This is a genomic window from Luteibacter aegosomaticola (assembly GCF_023078475.1).
Classification (GTDB): Bacteria; Pseudomonadota; Gammaproteobacteria; order Xanthomonadales; family Rhodanobacteraceae; genus Luteibacter; species Luteibacter aegosomaticola.
Genome location: NZ_CP095741.1, coordinates 3,617,959 through 3,638,088, shown reverse-complemented (window position 1 = coordinate 3,638,088; position 20,130 = coordinate 3,617,959). Strand labels below are relative to the sequence as shown.

The 20,130-nt window shown below is 64.2% G+C and carries 17 protein-coding genes; 11 read left to right on the top strand and 6 right to left on the bottom strand.

Annotated features, from left to right (window positions below; all coding sequences use genetic code 11):
- Positions 1 to 40 precede the first annotated feature (40 nt).
- Both L2Y96_RS16185 and L2Y96_RS16180 read right to left on the bottom strand, forming a co-directional pair.
- Positions 41 to 2,938: a TonB-dependent receptor plug domain-containing protein gene (locus L2Y96_RS16185; protein WP_247328211.1), complete on the bottom strand. Its 2,898-nt coding sequence runs from the start codon at positions 2,936 to 2,938 to the stop codon at positions 41 to 43.
- A 117-nt stretch (positions 2,939 to 3,055) separates the two neighbouring features.
- On the bottom strand, positions 3,056 to 5,038 hold the full coding sequence (locus L2Y96_RS16180; RefSeq protein WP_247328209.1) for an alpha/beta hydrolase family protein: 1,983 nt from the start codon (positions 5,036 to 5,038) through the stop codon (positions 3,056 to 3,058).
- 156 nt (positions 5,039 to 5,194) lie between these two features.
- Between L2Y96_RS16180 and lgt the strand changes: the two genes are divergently transcribed.
- From lgt to L2Y96_RS16150, 6 genes are all read left to right on the top strand, one after another.
- On the top strand, positions 5,195 to 6,022 hold the full coding sequence (gene lgt / locus L2Y96_RS16175; RefSeq protein WP_247328207.1) for a prolipoprotein diacylglyceryl transferase: 828 nt from the start codon (positions 5,195 to 5,197) through the stop codon (positions 6,020 to 6,022).
- A 14-nt stretch (positions 6,023 to 6,036) separates the two neighbouring features.
- A complete protein-coding gene (locus L2Y96_RS16170) occupies positions 6,037 to 6,831 on the top strand; it encodes a thymidylate synthase (protein ID WP_247328206.1) in 795 nt (264 codons plus the stop codon).
- Positions 6,832 to 7,027: 196 nt separating this feature from the next.
- The gene (locus L2Y96_RS16165; protein ID WP_247328204.1) at positions 7,028 to 7,747 is read left to right on the top strand and encodes a MotA/TolQ/ExbB proton channel family protein; all 720 of its coding nucleotides are present in this window, start codon (positions 7,028 to 7,030) and stop codon (positions 7,745 to 7,747) included.
- Positions 7,744 to 8,166, top strand: a complete 423-nt coding sequence (locus tag L2Y96_RS16160; RefSeq protein ID WP_247328203.1) for an ExbD/TolR family protein — start codon at positions 7,744 to 7,746, stop codon at positions 8,164 to 8,166. Before L2Y96_RS16165 ends, L2Y96_RS16160 begins: the two co-directional genes overlap by 4 nt.
- Position 8,167: 1 nt before the next feature.
- Positions 8,168 to 9,352: a hypothetical protein gene (locus L2Y96_RS16155; protein ID WP_247328201.1), complete on the top strand. Its 1,185-nt coding sequence runs from the start codon at positions 8,168 to 8,170 to the stop codon at positions 9,350 to 9,352.
- Between the two features lie 82 nt (positions 9,353 to 9,434).
- Entirely contained in the window at positions 9,435 to 10,184 is a 750-nt protein-coding gene (locus L2Y96_RS16150; RefSeq protein ID WP_247328199.1) for a hypothetical protein, read from the top strand.
- A gap of 122 nt (positions 10,185 to 10,306) precedes the next feature.
- Here the strand turns inward: L2Y96_RS16150 and L2Y96_RS16145 are convergent, their stop codons facing one another.
- Positions 10,307 to 11,737: an amidase gene (locus L2Y96_RS16145; RefSeq protein WP_247328197.1), complete on the bottom strand. Its 1,431-nt coding sequence runs from the start codon at positions 11,735 to 11,737 to the stop codon at positions 10,307 to 10,309.
- Positions 11,738 to 11,918: 181 nt separating this feature from the next.
- Between L2Y96_RS16145 and L2Y96_RS16140 the strand changes: the two genes are divergently transcribed.
- The 3 genes from L2Y96_RS16140 (at position 11,919) to L2Y96_RS16130 (ending at position 14,124) form a co-directional block, all read left to right on the top strand.
- A complete protein-coding gene (locus L2Y96_RS16140; RefSeq protein ID WP_247328195.1) occupies positions 11,919 to 12,494 on the top strand; it encodes a TetR/AcrR family transcriptional regulator in 576 nt (191 codons plus the stop codon).
- A 96-nt stretch (positions 12,495 to 12,590) separates the two neighbouring features.
- Positions 12,591 to 13,034 (top strand): MarR family winged helix-turn-helix transcriptional regulator, encoded by a 444-nt coding sequence (locus tag L2Y96_RS16135; protein ID WP_247328194.1) that lies wholly within the window; start codon positions 12,591 to 12,593, stop codon positions 13,032 to 13,034.
- 34 nt (positions 13,035 to 13,068) lie between these two features.
- Positions 13,069 to 14,124, top strand: a complete 1,056-nt coding sequence (locus L2Y96_RS16130; protein WP_247328191.1) for an aldo/keto reductase — start codon at positions 13,069 to 13,071, stop codon at positions 14,122 to 14,124.
- Between the two features lie 100 nt (positions 14,125 to 14,224).
- Here the strand turns inward: L2Y96_RS16130 and dsbG are convergent, their stop codons facing one another.
- Positions 14,225 to 15,049, bottom strand: coding sequence for a thiol:disulfide interchange protein DsbG (gene dsbG / locus L2Y96_RS16125; protein WP_247328189.1), 825 nt, complete (start codon positions 15,047 to 15,049; stop codon positions 14,225 to 14,227).
- Between the two features lie 206 nt (positions 15,050 to 15,255).
- Here dsbG and L2Y96_RS16120 point away from each other — a divergent pair, with 206 nt between their 5' ends.
- On the top strand, positions 15,256 to 16,539 hold the full coding sequence (locus tag L2Y96_RS16120; protein ID WP_247328187.1) for a GTP-binding protein: 1,284 nt from the start codon (positions 15,256 to 15,258) through the stop codon (positions 16,537 to 16,539).
- A gap of 32 nt (positions 16,540 to 16,571) precedes the next feature.
- Positions 16,572 to 18,494, top strand: coding sequence for a CocE/NonD family hydrolase (locus L2Y96_RS16115; protein WP_247337086.1), 1,923 nt, complete (start codon positions 16,572 to 16,574; stop codon positions 18,492 to 18,494).
- A gap of 67 nt (positions 18,495 to 18,561) precedes the next feature.
- Here the strand turns inward: L2Y96_RS16115 and L2Y96_RS16110 are convergent, their stop codons facing one another.
- Together L2Y96_RS16110 and L2Y96_RS16105 are read right to left on the bottom strand one after the other, a co-directional pair.
- Positions 18,562 to 19,794 carry an MFS transporter gene (locus L2Y96_RS16110; protein ID WP_247328185.1) on the bottom strand — a complete coding sequence of 411 codons (1,233 nt, stop codon included), beginning with the start codon at positions 19,792 to 19,794 and terminating at the stop codon, positions 18,562 to 18,564.
- Complete coding sequence (locus L2Y96_RS16105; protein ID WP_247328183.1) at positions 19,791 to 20,120, bottom strand: hypothetical protein; 330 nt, start codon at positions 20,118 to 20,120, stop codon at positions 19,791 to 19,793. Before L2Y96_RS16105 ends, L2Y96_RS16110 begins: the two co-directional genes overlap by 4 nt.
- Positions 20,121 to 20,130 lie beyond the last annotated feature (10 nt).

Genomic DNA, 20,130 nt, shown 5'->3' with positions numbered 1-20,130 from the left:
TTAAAGCTCGTGCAGGAGCGCGCTTGCGCGCGATTAGCGCCTAGAACCGCTGCTGATACCCGATATAAAAATACCGGTCGATATCAAACGCCGGGTTATACGGCGGGCTGCCGCCGCCAGCGCTGGAGACGTTGTAGTACAGCGGCCCCTTGCGCGCGAACACGTTGTTGACGCCAACGCGCACGTTGCCGTTCCACGGTGTGGCCCAGCGGAACTGCAGGTCGTTGAAGGCCACGCCGCCTTTCTGGCTCACGCCGTCGACGCCGCTGATCACGTTAAGCGTATCGGGCTTGTTGCATTCCACGGTCGATGACCAGCACGAATCCTTCAGCCCGGAGTAGTAGCGCACCGTCCACGTGGCGCCGAAGCGCTCCCAGCTCCAGTCGAGGGAAAGATTGGAGCGCACGCGGTAAAGCCCCTGCACGCCATTCATGTAACCGGCGAGCTGGCGCGGTTCGGCACTCGCGCTGCTGCGTTGGGTGTAATCCTTCAGGTAGGTGCTGTCGGAGAGCAGCGCGAATTCGCCAACACTTGTCTGCGGAAAACGGTAGTGGAGGCCCAGGTCGTAGCCTTCTGTACGCAGCGAGCCCAGGTTGACCAGGCTTTCATCGAGCGACGTGATGCTGCCGTTCGCCGCGCGGGTGAACCGGCCGCAATAGGTCGGGTCGTTGCGCACATAGCAGAAGTTGAGGATGTCGCCCGCGAGGATCGGGGTGATCACGTCACGGATGTCGACCTTGTAGTAGTCGAGCGTGACGTCGAGGCCATCGACGTACACCGGGCTATACACGAGGCCCGCGGTGCGGGTGATCGACGACTCGGGCTTGAGGCGCGGATTGGCGCCCGCCGTAAATGCCGACGGATTCTGGCCGCCGGTGTTCGAGGTGATCTGCGCGCCGGACTGGTCGATCTGGCGGTAGTTCGCCGGCACGCCCGCGGCAGCGCAGCGGCCACGCACCGCGGCATCCGACGCCGCCGCGCCGTAGGCGCTGTCGCAGGGATCGAGGAAGCTTTCGAAGCTCTCCGCCGTGCCGGCATACAGATCGGCCACGGTAGGTGCGCGGAAGCCCTGCGCATACGTGCCGCGCAGTAGCAGGTCGTCGAACGGCTTCCAGCGGAAGCTGTACTTGTTATTGGTACGGCCACCGAACGCGCTGTAATGCGAATACCGCGACGAGGCGTTGACCGCGAGCTCCTGCGCGAAGGGCTGGTCGGTAAGCAGCGGGATATCGAATTCGAGGTAGGCCTCGTTCACCACATAGCCGCCATTCGTCGGTGCGCTGGCAAGCTGCGTGGTGAGGCCCGCCGAATCCGCCGGATCCGGCACGTAGCGGCCATCTTCGCGGCGGTGTTCCAAGCCGCCGGCGACGCGCAGGGTGCCGGCCGGAAGGTCGACGATGCCGCCGGTGAGGTTGGCCGTGACGTCGTTCGTCCGGGTGGTTTCGTGAGCCGTCGTGGTCGACGTGACGTAGCGCCACACGGCATCCGGCGTGCCGCCCGGGCCCGCCAGGATATTCCAGGGCACGCAGCCGGCCGCGCGATCCGCGGCGTTGGCGCAGGCGAGCTGGCCATCAATGGTGGTGGTCGGGCCCAGCGCCTTGCGCGCGTTGACCAGGTTGATGTTGCCGCTGGTGGTGCGGCTGGCCCGGTCTTCGGAATACGCGTAGGTGACATCCCAGTTCCAGGTGTGGTCACCCCACTGGAACGTGCCATCGGCCCCGGCATCGGCGTGGAACACCTTCGATTTCGCCCAGTCCATGCGCGGCACCTCCACCGTGCGGCGGAAAAAGGCGGTGTCGTAGCCGGGGAAGGGGTTGTAGGCGTTGTCCGGGTCGATGAACAAGCCATCCGGGCGGCCCGTGGCGCTCTGCAGCGGGTAACCCGCCGCCTGGCTGCGCGTATCGCGCACGCCATAGTTCGCCATGCCGCGCAGGCTGATGTCGTCGGTGAGGTTGTAGCGGCCCGTCGCGAACAGGTTGCGCAGCTTGCTGCCTGCGCGGAAGCTCATGTCCTGCTGGGTGTTGTACTTGTCCGCCGTGCTGTTCACGTCGTACGGATGGTAGTTCGCGAGGTTCGCGGTATCCGTGGCACCGTGGTTGATGACATAGCGGTTGCCGGGATCACGCGGGTCCACCACACCGCCATAGGGGCCCATGTTGTAGCCATCCAGCGGATGGCGTGGGCCGTAGGCGGTGCGGGTGAGGGCGCGCTTGTCGTCATCCAGCGTATCGCCGTCTTCGTAGCTGGCGCCGAGGATGATGGATGAGCGCTCGGTGCTGCGGCCCCAGGTGAAGTTGCCGTTCTTCTGGGCACCATCACCCTTGCCATTCACGCCGTACAAAACATCGGCCGACGCGCCTTCGAAGCGATCGGTGGTGATGATGTTGACCACACCGCCGATGGCATCGGAACCGTAAATCGACGATGCGCCGTCCTTCAGGACCTCGATCCGGTCGACGATCGCCACGGGAATGGTGGAAAGATCGGTAAGGCCACCCAGGCTGGTGGTCCAGCGGCGGCCATTGACCAGCACCAGGGTGCGTACGGCGCCCAGGTTGCGCAGGTTGACGTAACGGCCACCCGCGTCATTGCTGGAGGAGAGGGTGTCTTGGGGGGTGACCTCGGGTGTCGCGGCCGAGGGCATGCGCGCCACGATGTCGCCCAGGCTGGTGAGGCCCGTGGCGCGGATGGCCGCGCGGTCCATGGTGAAGACAGGCTGGGCGGTTTCGACGTCGATACCGCGGATGCGCGAGCCGGTCACGGTCACATTGACCGGGGCGAGCATCTCGGCCGGCGAACCGGCCTGCGTGGCTGGCGTGGGTTCCTGGGGAGCCTCCTGCGCGAGCAGGGCAACGGGCGCGAGGCAGCCGAGCAGTGCCACGGCAAGCACCGCCCGCCGCGCCGCGACGAGGCGCTTCTGCCCACAACTGACGACCATACCCCGAGAACCTCCCGACCTTCGCCAGACACCACCCGGGCCCAACGATCACGCGAACATAACGCTTGCGGGAGCAACGGGCAACCGCCATGGGTCATGGCGGTTGCCCGGCCGGGCTCAGGGCGCCGCGGATTTGCCCTTGGCGCCTTCACCGATGTTACGGTCCAGGAAGGCGGCCAGCTTGTTGTAGAACTCCTCGACGTTCGCCGGTTTGACGAAGCCGTGGCGTTCATCCGACTTCACCAGGGTCTCGTAAGGCTTGTGCGCGGCGTCGAGTGCCGCCGTCATGGCCTTGAAGTGGGCAAACGGCGAGCGCTGGTCATCCTCACCGTGCACCAGCAGGATCGGAAGGTTCAGCTCGCCGGCCCGCTTGGCCGGGGAGAACTGAGCCAGTTCCGCCGGATCGTTGCCGATCGCCTCGTCCAGATAGCTCCGGCCGAGTTTGCTGCTCTTGATGTCGCCCTTATCACGCATCAGCGCCAGGTCGTAGACACCCGCGTAGCCCACCGCGCACTTGAACATGCCCGGGTCGCGGATAGGGGCCATCAGTGCCGAATAGCCGCCGAAGCTGGCGCCGAACACGCACACGCGCGACGCGTCCGCGAAGCCCTGGCTGATCGCCCATTTCACGCCATCGGCGAGGTCATCCTGGACGCGGCTGCCCCAATGACGGTAGCCGGCGGATTCGAAGGCTTCGCCACGGCCACCCGAACCACGGTAGTTGACCTGCAGCACCAGGTACCCGCGGTTGGCGAGGAACTGTGCGTCGGTGTCGTAGAACCAGTCGTCGCTGATGCCGTGCGGGCCGCCATGCGGCACCAGCACCATGGGCAGGTCCTTTTCCGGCTTGCCTTTCGGGAAGGTAAGGATGGCCTCGAGTTCCATGCCATCGCTGGCCTTGAAGCGGACCGGCCGACGCTCAGCCATCTTCGCCGGATCAACCCACGGCAACGTATTGAACAGGGACGAGACCTTGTAGGTCTTGGTGCTGATCAGCATCACGCGGCCCGGATCGCGGTCGCTCGACACCTTGAACATCAACTGGCTGCCGTCTTCGTTGTAATCGATGAAGCGGACGAATTCGCCAGGAAACTTCTGGGCGAGCGCCATGTGCAGCTTCGCGATCGGCTCCTGCGGGTTCACATACGTGACCGAGGGGATGCCCGTTTCCGACCAGGTGCCGAACGGGCGCAGCGGGGCCGGCGTCCAGAAACCATTAGGGGTGACTTCGCTGAACTCATCACGGCGGATGACCCGTGCGTTGCCGCCATCTTCGTCCTGCTCGACAAAGAGGCCGCCCTTGCCGCCCGGGCTGTAGGTCGCATACATGCGCTTGCTATCCGCGACCTGCGCGACGGGTTCGTACCACTCATGATCGTGGTCGGTCTTCACCGGGGACCAGGCGCCATTGGCATCGCGGTGCAGCACCACGTGCTTGTAGTCCTGGTCGATGCCGGTAGCGAAACGCGGGGTGCCGTCGGAGGCCATCATGAAGCGCAGCCCCGGGATACCGATATCCGCAAGCTGCTTGCGCGTGCTGGTGGTGGCATCCATGTCGTACAGCGTGCTGCGATCTTCGCTGGTCCACAGCGTGGCGCGCATATAGAAATGGCCGTTGGTCTGCGGCGGCGTGCCTTCGATGAAGCCCCAGCCGCGGTCGGTGGCGCGCGTACCGGAGCGCTTGCCGACGTTCTCGTAACCGAACAGGTAATCCGGATTCTTGCCGTTGACGTCGATGGCCATGATTTCGCCGGTCAGCGAAACCCGGCCGATCGAGCCATCCACCTTGCCGCGCGCGACGACCAGGCGCGTTGCGCTTGCCCAGATCATTTCGGCGGGCATTTCATACGGCGGCATGCGGATCAGCGTCATCGGGTTGGACATATCCGAGACGCGGTAGATCGCCAGGCCGTTCGTTTTGCCGTCGGGATCGTGATACGCGACGGACACGTACTGCCCGTCGGGCGACAGCGCCGGGTCGGTGAGCGGCGCGCGCCGGGCAAAGTCGGCGGTCGGGATCAGGTCATCCGCAACGGCCGGTGCGGCGCATGCGGCAAGGCAAAGCGCGGCCAGCAACGGCCGGGCAAGGCGAATGGTCATCTAAGGTGTCTCCCCTGGTGAAACGTCCATTTCCGCCATCACTCCCCAGGATGGCGTTCCGGCAGGCTCTATAGCCCAATCCGGGCCCTCTCCACAAGGCGGCATGCGGCAAGCGGGGGCGGTACACTTGGGGATAGCCTCCTTAGCGTGCCTCCCATGGTCGATCCGTTCGTCGTCAAGTTCGAGCCCGTAGCCTTCCACCTCGGTCCGGTCCAGGTCCACTGGTACGGCCTGATGTACCTCGGTGGCTTCCTCGGGGGCTGGGCGCTGGGTGAATACCGGCGCCGCCAGGGCCGCCTGCCGGTCAATTCGGATCGCTTCAGCGACCTCATGTTCTACGCCATGATGGGCGTGGTCCTGGGTGGCCGCGTCGGTTACATGCTGTTCTACACGGCGATCAACTGGATCTGGACCGACCCGCTGGCCATCTTCCGTGTGTGGGACGGCGGCATGTCCTTCCACGGCGGCTTGCTCGGCGTGCTGGTGGCCGGCCTGTGGTGGTCGCGGCGTAACGGCGTAAAATTTTTCGACACCATGGACTTCGTGGCGCCGCTGGTGCCCGTGGGCCTGGGCCTTGGTCGCCTCGGCAACTTCATCAATGGTGAGCTGTGGGGTAAACCGACGGACCTACCGATCGGCATGATCTTCCCGCATGCACCCGATGCGCTGCCGCGCCATCCGAACCCGCTGTACGAGTTCGCGCTCGAAGGCGTCGTGATGTTCGTGGTGCTCTGGGTGTTCTCGATGAAGCCGCGCCCGCGCTACGCCGTTTCCGGCCTGTTCGCGCTGATGTACGGCGTGTTCCGCTTCACCATCGAATTCGTCCGCGTGCCCGATGTGCAGCTCGGCTACCTCGCCTTCGGCTGGGTCACCATGGGCCAGATCCTCTCGCTGCCGCTGATCGCCCTGGGCATCCTCTGGCTGATCATGTCGCGCCGCGCCCCGTACGCGCCGGTCGCAGCACCCACCGCTACTGCCTCCTGATATCGTCCTAAGCCATGCAGCCTTATCTCGAACTGCTCCGCCACGTCCTCGATCACGGTGCCGAAAAGGCCGACCGTACCGGTACCGGCACGCGCAGCGTGTTTGGCTGGCAGATGCGCTACGACCTGGCGAAGGGCTTCCCGCTCGTCACCACCAAAAAGCTGCACCTGCGCTCGATCATCCATGAGCTCATCTGGTTCCTGCAGGGCGATACGAACACCGCTTACCTGAAAGATAACGGCGTCAGCATCTGGGACGAATGGGCTGACGAGAAGGGCGACCTCGGCCCGGTCTACGGCCGCCAGTGGCGCGCATGGCCCACGGCCGATGGCAAGGTGGTCGACCAGATCGCCTGGGTGGTGGAAGAGATCAAGCGCAACCCGGATTCGCGCCGCCTCATCGTCTCCGCATGGAACGTGGGCGAGCTGCCGAAGATGGCGCTGATGCCGTGCCACACCATGTTCCAGTTTTACGTGGCCAACGGAAAGCTTTCGTGCCAGCTGTACCAGCGCTCGGGCGATATCTTCCTCGGCATCCCGTTCAACATCGCCAGCTACGCGCTGCTTACCCACATGATCGCCCAGGTCACCGGGCTGGAAGTGGGCGACTTCGTGCACACGCTGGGCGATGCGCACCTGTACTCGAACCACATCGAGCAGGCGCAGAAGCAGCTGGCGCGTGAACCGCGCGCGCTGCCGAAGCTGGTGCTGAATCCGGAAGTGAAGACCATCTTCGACTTCCGCTTCGAAGACGTATCGATCGTGGACTACGATCCGCACCCGGCGATCAAGGCGCCCGTCGCCGTCTGATATACCGCAGCCGTTGTAGGAGTTCGCTCCTACAGGGGGAGAGGCAATATGGGCGGGTTGACGGCAGGCCGTGCGTCGCTTGCATGCACTCCATGTGCGCCGAGGCATCTTGCCTGGCACCTTCCGGCCAAGCCCCGGTCTGTGATAAATGGAAGACCGACCTGTGCTCGGTGCACCTATGGACGAACGGACTCCTATGAAACGTTGCCTCTCGGTTCGGCTTGATGGTTTGTTCGTCACCCTCGCGCTTGCGTTGTCTCCGATATCACCCGCATGCGCGCAAGGATTCGATGGCGTCGGTCAGTTGAGAGAGGGGGGCGTAGCCCTCGTGGTCCTGCTTGCGATGTCGGTGATCGCGCTATGGGTAGCGATCGAACGGCTTCGCAATGTCCGTAAGACGTTCGTGGTCCCAGAAGGCCTGGCACGCAGGGCGGACGCCCTTTGGCAGGACGGCAAGATCGACCAGGCCCAGACGTTGGTCGCCAACCACCCGAGCACGCTTTCGCGCATGCTGCATTACATGCTGGCGTATCGCGCGCTCGACCTGGTGACCATCACCAAAGGCGTGGAAGACATCGCCTCCATCGAGCTTCGCGAACATTTACGCCGTATCTACCCGTTGGCAATCATCGCGACGGTTGCGCCGATCGTAGGCTTGCTGGGCACCGTTGCAGGCATGATCGAAGCCTTCCATGCGCTTGCCTTGAACGGTCCCATTGATCCGGCGTTGCTGGCAAGCGGGATCTCCAAAGCGCTGGTCAACACGGCCGCCGGCCTTTGCGTCGCACTTCCAGCGCTGTCCTTCTACCACGGCTTCAAATACCGGATCACTGCGTTTGGCATCGAGCTGGAACGGCAGGCAGGTGCGCTCTTGCGCACCCACTTCGTGCCTACGCCGGCCGGCGTCACCCCGTGAAGATCGACCTGGGCGATGACCAGGAGCCGGAGATCGGACTGGTGGCGTTGATCGACTGTATTTTCTTCCTGCTGATGTTCTTCATGGTGGCGACCACCTTCAAGCAGAACGAAGACAAGCAGCGCAATCGATCCATCCCGGTGGATCTTCCTAAAGCTGCAGCGACCTTTCGCGCCGAAGAGGCGCCTTCGACGGGTGTACTCATCACCGTGGCGCGCGACGGAGCCATCTACGTCGATGGCGTTGCGACCACACAGGGGCGGCTTAAGGATCGCCTTCACGATTTGGCGGCTCACGATGCGCACGCGGTCATCCGCATCGACGGGGACCGCCGCGCTCAGTTCCAGGACGTCGTAAGCGTCATGGACATGTGTGCGTTCGAAGGGCTCACCAACCTCGCGGTCCACGTCCGGAACTGACATGGCCACGCGATCGTCGTGGGATCCGTATCGCCCGGTCCGAAGTGACAACCCGGCTCGCGACGTGCTGTGGTCCATCCTGGCTCACGCCATCGTGCTGGGCCTGGTGTATTACCTGGCCCAACGGTCGCCCTCACCGGATGCCGCGCGAAAGCGGGTGGACGCGACGCGTAATGCTGCATTCCAGGCCGCGGCCGCTCAGCGCCTGAACGATATGGCGTCGATCGAGTCCGCGCTCGCGCAACGCTCGCATGGGCCCGCGCCACCGCCGGTCCAGCCCGCTCGATCGGCACAAGAGGCGCTGGCACAAGCGCGGGCGCGCTACGACGCCTTGAAACAAACGCATGCCGACTTGCCCGCGCTACCGAAGATGCCGCATACGGAGGCCGAGGCACTCGCACAGCTTGCCCAGCTTAAAAGCCAGGCCGCCGCGGCACTGGCACGCGAGATACAAGCCGCGCCACCCGCGGGAGCATCGACGGCCGGGGCAGCAGCCAAGGGTGGTCCCGGGGGACCCCGGCTACTCGGTGCGGCAGGAGACACCAACCTGACCCCGTTTGAGGTTGCGTCCGCCGGCAGCCACGGCGCGGATATCGTTCCACGGGGGCGCTTCTCTACCATCCCGCCCCTAGACGCGCCGGTACGCGCGACAGGAGGGCGCAGCGTGGGCGCGGGTGGCACCTATGCCAACCGCCTGTATGTCGACACGTGGTATGTCGTGGGGCCGTTCGAGGCAATCGGCGACCATCCCCTGGATCATCCGGAGCTACCCGAGATTGCCGTCGATCTGGATGGAACCTACGCGGGCAAGTTCGGCACGCTTACGTGGCGTTACGTCCAGGCCAGCGAGTACCCGCTGTTTCTACCCGATCCTGCGGAGAGCGCCATCTACTATGGATACACCGAACTGAGCCTTGATCGCGACATGGAGATCTGGGCCTGGATCGGGGCCGATGATGACGCGAAGCTATGGGTGGATGATCAGCTGGTCTGGAAGGGCGGCGCGCCGGTGAAGCCCTGGTTCATGGTGGATGCCCGTTCGATGAGGCGCGAGATCGCCGACTACAATTTGAGCGAGGGCAAGGTGCGTCTTCGACTCTCCGCAGGACGCCATCGGCTGCTCTTTAAGTTGTACAACGGCTCCCAGGTGATGTTTTTCTCACTGGTGCTCAGCAGCGCCCTGTAGCGCAGCGCTGACCGCAACCTGGCGTCCCGCAATCACCATCCCCTAAGATGACCCCACCGCAACGGTCGCCCCAGGCAAAACGATGTCCAGACGGATTGGCGTGTTCGCGATCACTACCGTGGCCCTCTGGCTTTTGGCTCACGCCGTTGCATTCCTAACCCACGAATTCGCGCACTCGTTCCTGGCCACTGCCCTGGGTTGGAAGGGCAACCCCCTCGACCTGGATTGGGGGCATGCAACGCCGATGAACATCCTGCTGCTGCAGGATGTCGATGAGAACGTCGATTACGCTCCCGTATTTGCGGGTGGTCACGCGGTGCACGCGGGGCTCATCGCCCTGGCCGGCGTGGCTTTTGGCAACCTCGTCGCCAGCCTGGGCGTGGGCCTCGCACTTCTGGCGGCAGCACGGAAAAGGGCAGCGCCCTTACTTGGTTATTTTGCCTACTGGCTCATCGTGATGAGCGTCGGCAACCTCATTTCCTATGTCCCACTGCGCACGTTCGCATCGCATGCCGACATGCACACGGTGGCGCTGGGATTCGGCTGGACGCCCATGGAGATTCTCCTCCTCGTGGGCATGCCGTTCTTCGCCGTCGTGGCGTGGTTCTTCATACGGTGCCAGCCGTGCGCGCTGGCCTGGCTCTTCCCGGACAGCACGCCCCGCCGAAATGGTGTGGTGGTTCTCACCAGCCTCACCGTGTTTGGCTTTTTCTGCATGGGTGGCCTCACCGGCTATGGCGAAACATCCCGGCAGCTCTGCGAGGCCTTCATGTTCGTCCTGGGCCCGCTGTCGTTGGTCAGTGGACTTCTGCTGACTCGGCGTGCCGGCTGACTGGCGTTGGAACGGCGCAGCGGAGGCCGCCCAGCTTGAGACCATCCCTGTAGGAGCGCGCTTGCGCGCGATGGGCCTTGTCGCAAGCACCCATCGCGCGCAAGCGCGCTCCTACAGGGGCTTTACGGCTGCGTGATGCCCATGTTGGCCAGGGTCGGGTGCAGGTTGCGAACGGGGCTCATGCTTTCGAGCAGTGCGCCGAGATGCAGGAGCGTCGATTCGGCCAGCCACGGCGCAACGAGTTGTACGCCAATCGGCATGCCATCGCTGCTGGTGCCAAAGCGCAGCGACAACCCCGGAAGGCCGGTGACGTTCAGCTGCGCGGTGGCATCCATGACATGCAGCGACGACACGGTCTGGCCGTTGATGACGAACTCCGAAGCGTCATGGCCGTGGCTGGCCACCGGGAGCACGGGGCAGAGCAGGGCGTCGTAACGCTGGAAGTACTGGGCGAAGCCGTCGCGCATCTGTTCGATCTGCTGTTCGGCGATGACAAAGTCTTCGATCGATGTGTCAGGTGTATCGAAGACCGCCTGCACGTGCTTATAGATCAGGTCTTCATGGCCTGCCGTAACCTCGCGGAATGCCGGCTTCGTCTCCATGGCCTGGATCTTCCAGAGCACGTCCAGCGCGTTGATCTGCTCAAGCACGGGGATGCGTACTGGCTCCACCGTCACGCCCGTCGACTTCAGCGCTTCGGCTGCGGCCTGTACCGTTGCGGCGACCTGATCTTCCACCAGCCCAAAGCCCGGTTCGACCAGCCAGCCGACGCGTAGTGGACGGCCAAGCGTCACGCCTACGCCGGTATCCACGGAGAGTGGGCTGATCGAGAAGCCGTCGGCACCATCCGGTCCGGCAATGAGCGAATAGGCCAGTGCCACATCGCGCACGCTGCGGGCGATGGGACCGGCATGCCAGAAACGGCGGGGTACCCGCGGCCAGACGCCCGTCATGGGGATGCGCCCGTGGGTGGCCTTGAGGCCGACGACGCCAGTGAGGGCGGCCGGCCCACGCACGGAGATGGCGATGTCGGTGGCCAGGCCAAGGGGTGACATGCCTGCGGCGACGGCGGCAGATTCACCACCGCTGGAGCCTCCAGGGGTGCGGTCGCGGTTCCAGGGATTCACGGTGCGGCCGGAGAGGAGGTTGTCGCTCTCGATCCAGAAAGAGAACTCGGGAAGATTGGTCTTGGCGAGAAGGATGCCGCCGGCCTTCTTCATCCGGGCGATGCCGGTGGCGTCCGTATCGGGCACGCGGCCCTTGAAGATCGGCGAGCCGAGTTGCGTGAGTACGCCGGCCACGTCGAAGGAATCCTTGGCCGTGAATGGGACGCCGTGCAGTGGGCCCAGCTCGTGGCCCGCCATCACCACCGCTTCGGCGCGCTTTGCGGCTTTGAGGGCGTCGTCCGAGATGGCGACGATGGCGTTGATGTGGGGGTTCGTCGCCTCGATGCGATCCAGGTGTGCCTGCATGACTTCGACAGGCGATACCTCTTTGGTGCGTATCAGTTCGGCGAGCTTCGTGGCGTCCTGGTGAACAAGTTCGGTGGTCATGGGGTTTCTCGGTCAGTGGGTGGGGGCGCAGCAAACTCAGGAGGTCTTTACCTACCTAACGGTTGTTAGGGAGGACGATACGCGCTATGCTGAGCACCCGTCAACGACTTCTTCGACGGCATTTGCGAGAATGCGAATCGCCGCCCGCAGCGGTTTGGTTCACATTGCGAGGTAAGGTTTCGTGGAAGGCCCCACCGGAAAGAACTCGAAGGACACCATCCTTGAAGCCGCGACCCGCATGGCGCAGGCGCACGGTTACGGCGGCCTCAACCTCCGGGCGCTCGCCGATCAGGTGGGCATCAAGGCCGCGAGCCTCTACCACCATTTCCCCAGCAAGGCGGATCTGGCCACGGCCGTGGCGCGGCGTTACTGGGAGGATGCGTCTGCCGGTCTCGATGCCATCACGGCAAAGACCAGCGATCCCGCCGAGCGGCTACGGAAGTTCCCAGGCACATTCCGCACCGCCCTGGAAAACGACAACCGCATCTGCCTGTGCAGCTTCATGACAGCGGAATTCGACGATCTTCCCGACATCGTCAAAAAGGAGATCGAGAGCTTCAACGAGGTGAATATCGCCTGGTTGGGCAAGACCCTTGTCGAAGCGGGCGTCGCCAGTGCCAGGGATGCGAAGAAGCGCGCGCATGCCATCTTCGCCGCGGTCGCGGGCGCGCAGCTCATGGCGCGCGGGCGGGGCGATATCAAGCTCTACGACACACTGATCCGGGCCTACCAGGCCTCGGGCCTGATCCCGGCGTAAAGCGGGGAGGGTGGCCCGACACGCCTTGACACTCGAAATACGTGCATATACGCTTATTTTGAAATGAGTGCATATGCACCTATCTGGAGCCGTGGTATGCCAGCTAGCCGCCAGCGCGATCCTTCTTCCTGCAACTGCGGTGCACTGCGCAAGGCATCGCGGCGGGTCTCCCGGCTCTACGACGAGGCGCTCGCGCCCACCGGCCTTGGCTCGAGCCAGCACACCCTCCTTGCTGAAATCTCCCGTTGGGGTGCCGAGGCGCCTACCCTCTGGGAACTGGCCGAGTCGCTGGTGATGGATCGAACGACCATCGCGCGGAATCTGCGGCCCCTTGAGCGCGACGGTTACGTCGCCGTTCGCCCTTCCGATATCGACAGGCGTAGCAAGCTGGTGGCCCTGACCCCTGCGGGGCAGGCAAAGCTCGCGGAAACGAAGGTGTACTGGCTCCAGGCCCAAAAAACCTTCGAACGCGCATTCGGTGCGTCGGAAGCGGCCCTCTTGCGATCGCAACTCCTGTCGATCGCCAACGCGGATGCCTGACGGGCACCACCATCGTTAACGCGGGGAGAAACCCATGCGCTACAAGCTACTTGGACGCCACACCGGATTGCGCGTTTCAGAAATCGCGTTCGGAGTCGCGCTGTTCGGCAACCAATGGGGTTATGGATCGGAGCCGGCCGACGCACGGCGCGTCCTCGACCGATACCTGGCCGCGGGCGGCAACTTCCTGGATACCGCCGATGGCTATCAGTTCGGTCAGTCCGAATCCGTGCTCGGCGATCTCATCGCCCCGATTCGCGACGAGATTGTTCTTGCCTCCAAATACAGTGGAGGCGCGGCGAAGGAGGCGTCCCTGGCCTTCACCGGGAATAGCCGGAAGAACATGGTGTATTCGGTCGAGCAATCGCTACGCCGCCTGAAGACCGACCGCCTGGATCTGTACTGGGTACACCACAGCGATAACGTCACCCCATTCGAAGAGATTCTCCGCGGACTCGACGACCTTGTGCGAGCGGGCAAGGTGCTCTACGTCGGCGTCTCGAATTTCCCGGCGTGGCGCATATCGCGCGCGGCGTTGCTCGCTGACCTCCGCGGCTGGGCGCCACTGGCGGCGGTCCAGTTCGAATACAGCCTCGTGGAGCGCGGCGGTGACAGGGAACTGATGCCCATGGCAGAAGCCCTGGGGCTTGCAGCCTTGCTGTGGTCGCCGCTCGCGGGCGGCCTCCTCACGGGAAAATACCGGGCGGGCGAGCAGGGGCGCTTGCAGGGGTTGGGCCGCGTCATCCGCACGGAAAAATCCCAACGCGACAGCGCGGTGGTGGATGCCGTCATCGAAGCGGCGGGCGAATTGGGCGTCACCGCAGCCGAGGTGTCGCTTGCGTGGATCCTTGCGCGTGCGCGCAGGTCAACGACATCGGTGCTGCCCATCATCGGCCCGCGCACCGTGGAACAACTGGAGAACAACCTCGCGGCCCTCGATGTCATCCTGCCGGAAGAACTCATCGCGCGACTCGATGAAGTGAGCCAGTCCGAGCCGGGCGCACCGTTCGACGTCAACGCAAGCACGCTTCCACGCATGCTCGGCGGCCGGCCAGAACTTATCGACCTGCCGGTCACACCCGCCATCTAGGCTAAAAACGCAGTTGTAGGAGCGAGCTTGCGCGCGATGGGTGCTTGCCGTAACACCCATCGCGAGCAAGCTCGCTCCTACAACAGCCGGCCTGATGGCGTTAGAGCGGGCCGAAGAACTTCTCGAGGCTGCCGTCGCGGGGCAGGCCGCTTAGCTTCACCAGCTTGCCGTCGTCACCCTTCATGAGGATGCCGGGCGTACCCTCGAAGCCCATCTTCAGCATCAGCATCTGGTTGTCGTCGAGCTGGCTCTGGATAGCTTCAGGGATGGTCTTCAGCGCGGTTACGCCGCCCTTCTCGTAGGTGGTCTCGTTCTTGACCAGAGCCGCGTCAGGATCGGCGGCGCCAATGATCGCGGCCGCCTTGTTCGGACTGTCTTCGCGGATCACGCCGACGAGCAGGTAGCGAACCTGCACCTTGCCGGCGTCGACCCACGGCCGGGCCGCCTTCCAGAACGCATGGCAATAAGGGCAGTTGGGATCGGAGAAGGCGTAGACGATGCGCGGTGCGTCGGCCTTGCCATCGCGGATCCACTTCGCCTTCGACAGCGTCTCCATGAAGCTGTCGCCCAGCGGCTTCATGACCAGGTCGGTGATCGTGCTGTCGTCAATGCGCTTGCCGGTCACGTCCACGCGCGTGCCGATGATGGCGTTGCCATCCGGGGTCACGTAGATCGCCATCGGCTGGTCGCCGACGGCGCCCGCGAAGGCCCGCAGGCCGTTGCCGGCAGGGAATTCCTTGATGTGGTCCAGGCCCTGGGCGCGGAGCGCCTCGAGCACCTTGGGCTGGTCCTGGCTTGGTGCCGGCTGCTTCTTGGCGGGCGCTTGCGCCTGGGAGGTGGCCGGGCTCTCGGCCTGGCTGCAGGCGGTCGCGATCAATGTGATCGCAGCAAATGCTGCGCGAGCTACGTAGCGTGGTGCGGTCATGCCTTTCCTTTCTTCTTCGTCGCGCGAGGTGAGCGCCAACGCCCAGTATGGCGGGGTCTATGACTTTCAGCCCAGACCCGTCGTCAAATGTTATGTTATAACAATTGATGAATCTAACAGGTCGATGGCTCAAAGTGGGTTGTCTGCCTATCTATTCGCTTCGACCCGCTCGACGGTTACAGCGCGCCGGCTCAGGAATGAAACCCATGCCAACGAATGAAAGATTGCGGGAACCCCTGCCCGTTACGGTCCTCTCCGGGTTCCTCGGTGCCGGGAAGACGACCTTGCTCAACCACGTGCTGCACAACCGGGAAGGGCGCCGCGTGGCTGTCATCGTGAATGACATGAGCGAGGTGAACATCGATGCCGCGATCATTCGTGATGGCGGCGCCGGCCTCAGCCGTACTGAAGAAAAGCTGGTCGAGTTCTCAAACGGCTGTATCTGCTGCACCCTGCGTGACGATCTGATGCACGAAGTGCGGCGCCTGGCGGATGAAGGGCGCTTCGACTACCTCCTGATCGAATCCACCGGCATCGGCGAGCCGCTGCCGGTGGCCGCTACCTTTCACGTCCGTGATGAGGATGGTTTCTCGCTTTCCGATGTGGCGCGGCTCGACACCATGGTCACCGTGGTCGACGGGCGCAGCTTCCTCGCCGATTTCTGTTCGACGGATTCGTTGGCCAGCCGCGGGGAAAGCAACGGCGAGGACGATGGCCGCGCACTGGTGAACCTGCTGACCGAGCAGGTCGAATTCGCCGATGTCATCGTCATCAACAAGTGCGATCAGTTGAATGACGTCGAGCGCGAGCAGGTACACCGCGTTCTGCGTGCCTTGAATCGCGATGCCCAGCTGGTGGATGCCGCGTTCGGCGAGGTTCCCCTTGGCCTTGTCCTGAACACGGGCCTGTTCGATTACGAGAAGGCCCAGCTCGCACCTGGCTGGGTGAAAGAGTTGATGGGCGCGCATACGCCGGAGACCGAGGCGTACGGCATCACGAGTTTTGTTTACCGGGCCGCACGACCGTTCCACCCGGCGCGTCTGCATGCGCTGTTCGAGGCGGGGGTGCCGGGCGTCCTTCGTGCCAAGGGCTACTTCTGGCTCGCCAGTCGCATGGATTGGGTTGGCAACCTGGCCGTCGCGGGCGGTGCCACGGATATCACGGCGGCCGGCCATTGGTGGGCCAGCCGCGAACGCGTCCGTGCGGGCCTTAAGCGCCCGTTTGCCATCGAGGATTTGCGCGTTGCGCCGCCGGGCGACCATGAGATTCCCGATGCCGAGCAGCGTCGGGCGCTGCGCGACCTCTGGCATCCCCGCTATGGCGATCGCCGCCAGGAACTGGTGATGATCGGTGTCGACCTGCCCGAAACCACAATCCGCGCTGCCCTGGACACCTGCCTGCTGACGGATGACGAAATGGTCCGCGGTCCGGTAGCGTGGCAGCTGTTGCCCGATCTTTTCCCGGCGTGGTCACGCCCGTCACTGTCATGAGGCTTCCCTTGATCGCTTCCCGCCTGCTCTCGATCCGCCCCCTCGCGCTGGCTCTCGCGCTTGCCGTATCGGCCCCGGCCATCGCTGCCGATACCTCGCCCGGCAAAGGCGGGTACAAGGAATTGCCGAGCGAGACACCGGCGACCTTCAAGCCCGTGCACGACGCGTTCGATTACGAGACGCGCGACGTGATGATCCCCATGCGCGACGGGGTGAAGCTACACACCGTGATCCTGGTACCCAAGGGCGCGAAGAACGCCGGCATCCTGTTCACCCGTACGCCCTACGATGCGACGGAGATGACCAGCGCGATCGAGAGTGGCCACCTCGCCATGGCGGTGAGCCATGACGACGATGCCAGCGACGTGCTCGTGCAGGATGGCTATATCCGCGTCGTGCAGGACGTGCGCGGCAAATACGGTTCGGAAGGCGATTACGTCATGAACCGCCCGCTGCATGGCCCGTTGAACGCCACGCCGGTCGATGATTCCACCGATGCGTACGACACCATCGACTGGCTGGTGAAGCATGTGCCGGAGAGCAACAAGCGCGTCGCGATCCTGGGTATTTCCTACGATGGCTTCGAGCCCTTGATGGCTATCATTCACCCGCACCCGGCGTTGAAAGCCGCAGTGCCGATGAACCCGATGGTCGATGGCTGGATGGGCGACGACTGGTTCCACAACGGCGCCTTCCGCCAGCAGAATCTCGAATACATCTACGAGCAGACCGCCTCGCGCAAGAATCACTACAAGTGGTGGTCCAATTATGCGGACGACTACCAGTTCTTCCTGGAAGGTGTTTCGGCTGGCGCAATCGCGAAGCAGTACGGCATGGAGCAGTTGGGCTTCTGGAATAAGGTCGTGGCGCATCCGGCCTACGACAGCTTCTGGTCGGAGCAGGCCGTGGACAAAATCCTCGGGCGTGAGCCGGTAAGCGTGCCGACCATGCTGGTCGCCAGCCTTTGGGACCAGGAAGACATCTACGGTGCTTTCGCGGTGTACAAGGCGATGGCACCGCACGATGATGCACACAAACTGTTCCTCGTCGCGGGCCCGTGGTTCCATGGCCAGGAAGTGCGTGATGGCAGCTCGCTGGGTGCCGTGCGTTTCGGTAGCGACACCTCGCTGTACTTCCGCCAGAACATCCTTCGCCCGTTCCTCGCGCATTACCTGAAGGACGCGCCGGCCGTGACGGCGCCGGTCAATGCGTACGTCACCGGTGAGAACCGTTGGGAAACCGCGCCGGCGTGGCCGGTAGCCGCTGGTGGCGACGCCACGCTGGTGCCCGAAGCCGATCACTCCCTGCGTATCGCAGGCAGCGCAACGCAGGGGCAGGACACCGCTGGTTCGGTCGAGTACGTCTCCGATCCCGCGCATCCGGTGCCTTACCGCCCGCGGCCGGTGGGGCCGATGGCTGGCGTGGGCTGGCAGCACTGGCTGACCACCGACCAGCGTGAAGCTGCCTCGCGTCCGGACGTGGCCACCTTTACTTCGCCTGTGCTGACCGAAGCGGTGCAGATCAGCGGCGCGCCTCGCGTCCACCTGATGGCGAGCACCACGGGTACCGATGCGGATTGGGTCGTCAAGGTGATCGACGTGTATCCGGACCAGGTGCCGAACCAGCCGGAGATGGGTGGTTACGAACTCGGCGTGTCGATGGATATCTTCCGCGGCCGTTACCGCGAAGGTTTCGAAACCGCGAAGCCGATCGCTGCAAACACCGCGTTGCCTTATGACTTCGCGCTGCCCAACGCCAACCACGTCTTCCTGCCGGGCCATCGCATCATGGTCCAGATCCAGTCGTCGTGGTTCCCGCTGTACGACCGCAACCCGCAGAAGTTCGTGCCGAACATCTTCCTGGCCCAGCCGTCGGATTACATCCCCGCCACCCAGAAGATCATCACCGGCACTGGTGGCACCACGATCGACCTGCCGCTCGGCCGCAAGGCCTGACTCTTGTAGGAGCGCGCTTGCGCGCGATGGGTGCTCGCGACAAGACCCATCGCGTGCAAGCACGCTCCTACAGAAGGTCCTTTGCAACGTGGTGGCCGCGGCGGATGGCGTACAACGCCAGGGCCGCCGCGGCGATACCCGATGCCGCACCTACCCCCAGCGCCCAGCGTGGCCCCACATGGTCGGCGATCCACCCGACCAGGGGCGCGCCTAGCGGCGTACAACCAAGCGCGATACCGACACGAAGGGCCATGACACGGCCGCGCATGGCAGGCGCCGTTGACAACTGCATGAGGCTGTTCGTCGTGTTGGTGAGGGTCAGTGCGGAGATGCCGATCACGACCAGCGCCGCACCGAAGAACGCATAGTTCGGTGCGAGCGCAGCAAGCGTGCAGCCGAGTCCGAACACGCCCGCGCCGTACATCAGCGCTTCAAACCGCGGCTTCGCGCGATGCGCGGCCAGCAGCGCGCCGGCCACGGTACCGACCGCCATGATCGAGGAAAGCAGGCCGAAGCCCCTTGCGTCCTGATGGAAGGCGCCCACGGCCATGGTGGAGATAAAGATCGGGAAGTTGAGGCCGAACGTACCGATGAGGAACAGGATGCCCAGGATCGCCATGAGGTCGGGGCGCTTCATGACGTAGCGGAGGCCTTCGGTGAGGCTGCCCTTCGTCTTTACCGCGCGGACGCGCGCCTGCAAGCGCGAGGGGTGAAGCTGGGAAAGCGAGGCAAGCACGGCGATGAAGCTGGCGCCGTTGAGCAGGAATGCCCAACCCGTGCCGACCTTGGCGATGACGAGGCCAGCCACGGCGGGGCCCACCATGCGCGCCGCATTGAACGACGTCGAGTTCAGCGCCACGGCATTGGGGAGTTCCGCATCGCTTACCAGTTCGCCGACGAAGGTTTGCCTCACCGGTGCATCGAACGCGGCCGCGCAGCCGGAAAGCAGGGCGAACACGTAGACGTGCCAGAGCTGCACGACGCCCGTGAGTGTCAGGGCGCCCAATACGAGTGCGAGCACCCCTAGCGTCGCCTGCGTGCCCATCAGCAGCCGGCGTTGGTTGAAGTGGTCCGCCGCATAGCCGGACCACGGAAGCAGGAGAAGCTGTGGGCCGAACTGCAGCGACATCACCGTGCCCACCGCTGACGCGTTGTGATGCGTCAGCTGGGTGAGCACGAGCCAGTCCTGAGCCGTGCGTTGCATCCATGTGCCAATGTTCGACACGAGTGCACCGGCGGCCCAGGTGCGGTAGTTCGGATTCTTCAGAGAGCGGAACGCCCCGTGGCCGGTGGCGCTCACGGTTGCTTCGGGAGATGGCCGCCGTGAAACCGTCCGAAATGCCGCGCGCCGAACAGGCCCAGCGCGAGCACGCCCAGTCCGAATGCGGCGACGTCGGCGGTCGACTTCCAGTCGAACTGGCCAACACGGCACACCAGCGCGTAGCCGGCGGCCAGATTGAAAAAGCCCCACAGCACATTCACCGTCGACGACGACAGGCCTTCGCCGGGTGGCGTGGCGAATGGCGTCTGGAACGGCTCGCCGCGTACACCGCTGATGAAGTGGGGCAGGGCGTTACAGAGCAACGCGCCGCTGAGGAAATACGAGAGGAGGGGCAGCACGTTCACGATCAGGCAC

Bases quoted from the DNA above. Each gene is read 5' to 3' on its own strand.
- dsbG (WP_247328189.1), bottom strand. From the start codon at position 15,049: ATGACCGCACCACGCTACGTAGCTCGCGCAGCATTTGCTGCGATCACA.
- L2Y96_RS16170 (WP_247328206.1), top strand. From the start codon at position 6,037: ATGCAGCCTTATCTCGAACTGCTCCGCCACGTCCTCGATCACGGTGCC.
- L2Y96_RS16150 (WP_247328199.1), top strand. From the start codon at position 9,435: ATGTCCAGACGGATTGGCGTGTTCGCGATCACTACCGTGGCCCTCTGG.
- L2Y96_RS16120 (WP_247328187.1), top strand. From the start codon at position 15,256: ATGCCAACGAATGAAAGATTGCGGGAACCCCTGCCCGTTACGGTCCTC.
- L2Y96_RS16135 (WP_247328194.1), top strand. From the start codon at position 12,591: ATGCCAGCTAGCCGCCAGCGCGATCCTTCTTCCTGCAACTGCGGTGCA.
- L2Y96_RS16155 (WP_247328201.1), top strand. From the start codon at position 8,168: ATGGCCACGCGATCGTCGTGGGATCCGTATCGCCCGGTCCGAAGTGAC.
- L2Y96_RS16130 (WP_247328191.1), top strand. From the start codon at position 13,069: ATGCGCTACAAGCTACTTGGACGCCACACCGGATTGCGCGTTTCAGAA.
- lgt (WP_247328207.1), top strand. From the start codon at position 5,195: ATGGTCGATCCGTTCGTCGTCAAGTTCGAGCCCGTAGCCTTCCACCTC.
- L2Y96_RS16185 (WP_247328211.1), bottom strand. From the start codon at position 2,938: ATGGTCGTCAGTTGTGGGCAGAAGCGCCTCGTCGCGGCGCGGCGGGCG.
- L2Y96_RS16165 (WP_247328204.1), top strand. From the start codon at position 7,028: ATGAAACGTTGCCTCTCGGTTCGGCTTGATGGTTTGTTCGTCACCCTC.
- L2Y96_RS16180 (WP_247328209.1), bottom strand. From the start codon at position 5,038: ATGACCATTCGCCTTGCCCGGCCGTTGCTGGCCGCGCTTTGCCTTGCC.
- L2Y96_RS16145 (WP_247328197.1), bottom strand. From the start codon at position 11,737: ATGACCACCGAACTTGTTCACCAGGACGCCACGAAGCTCGCCGAACTG.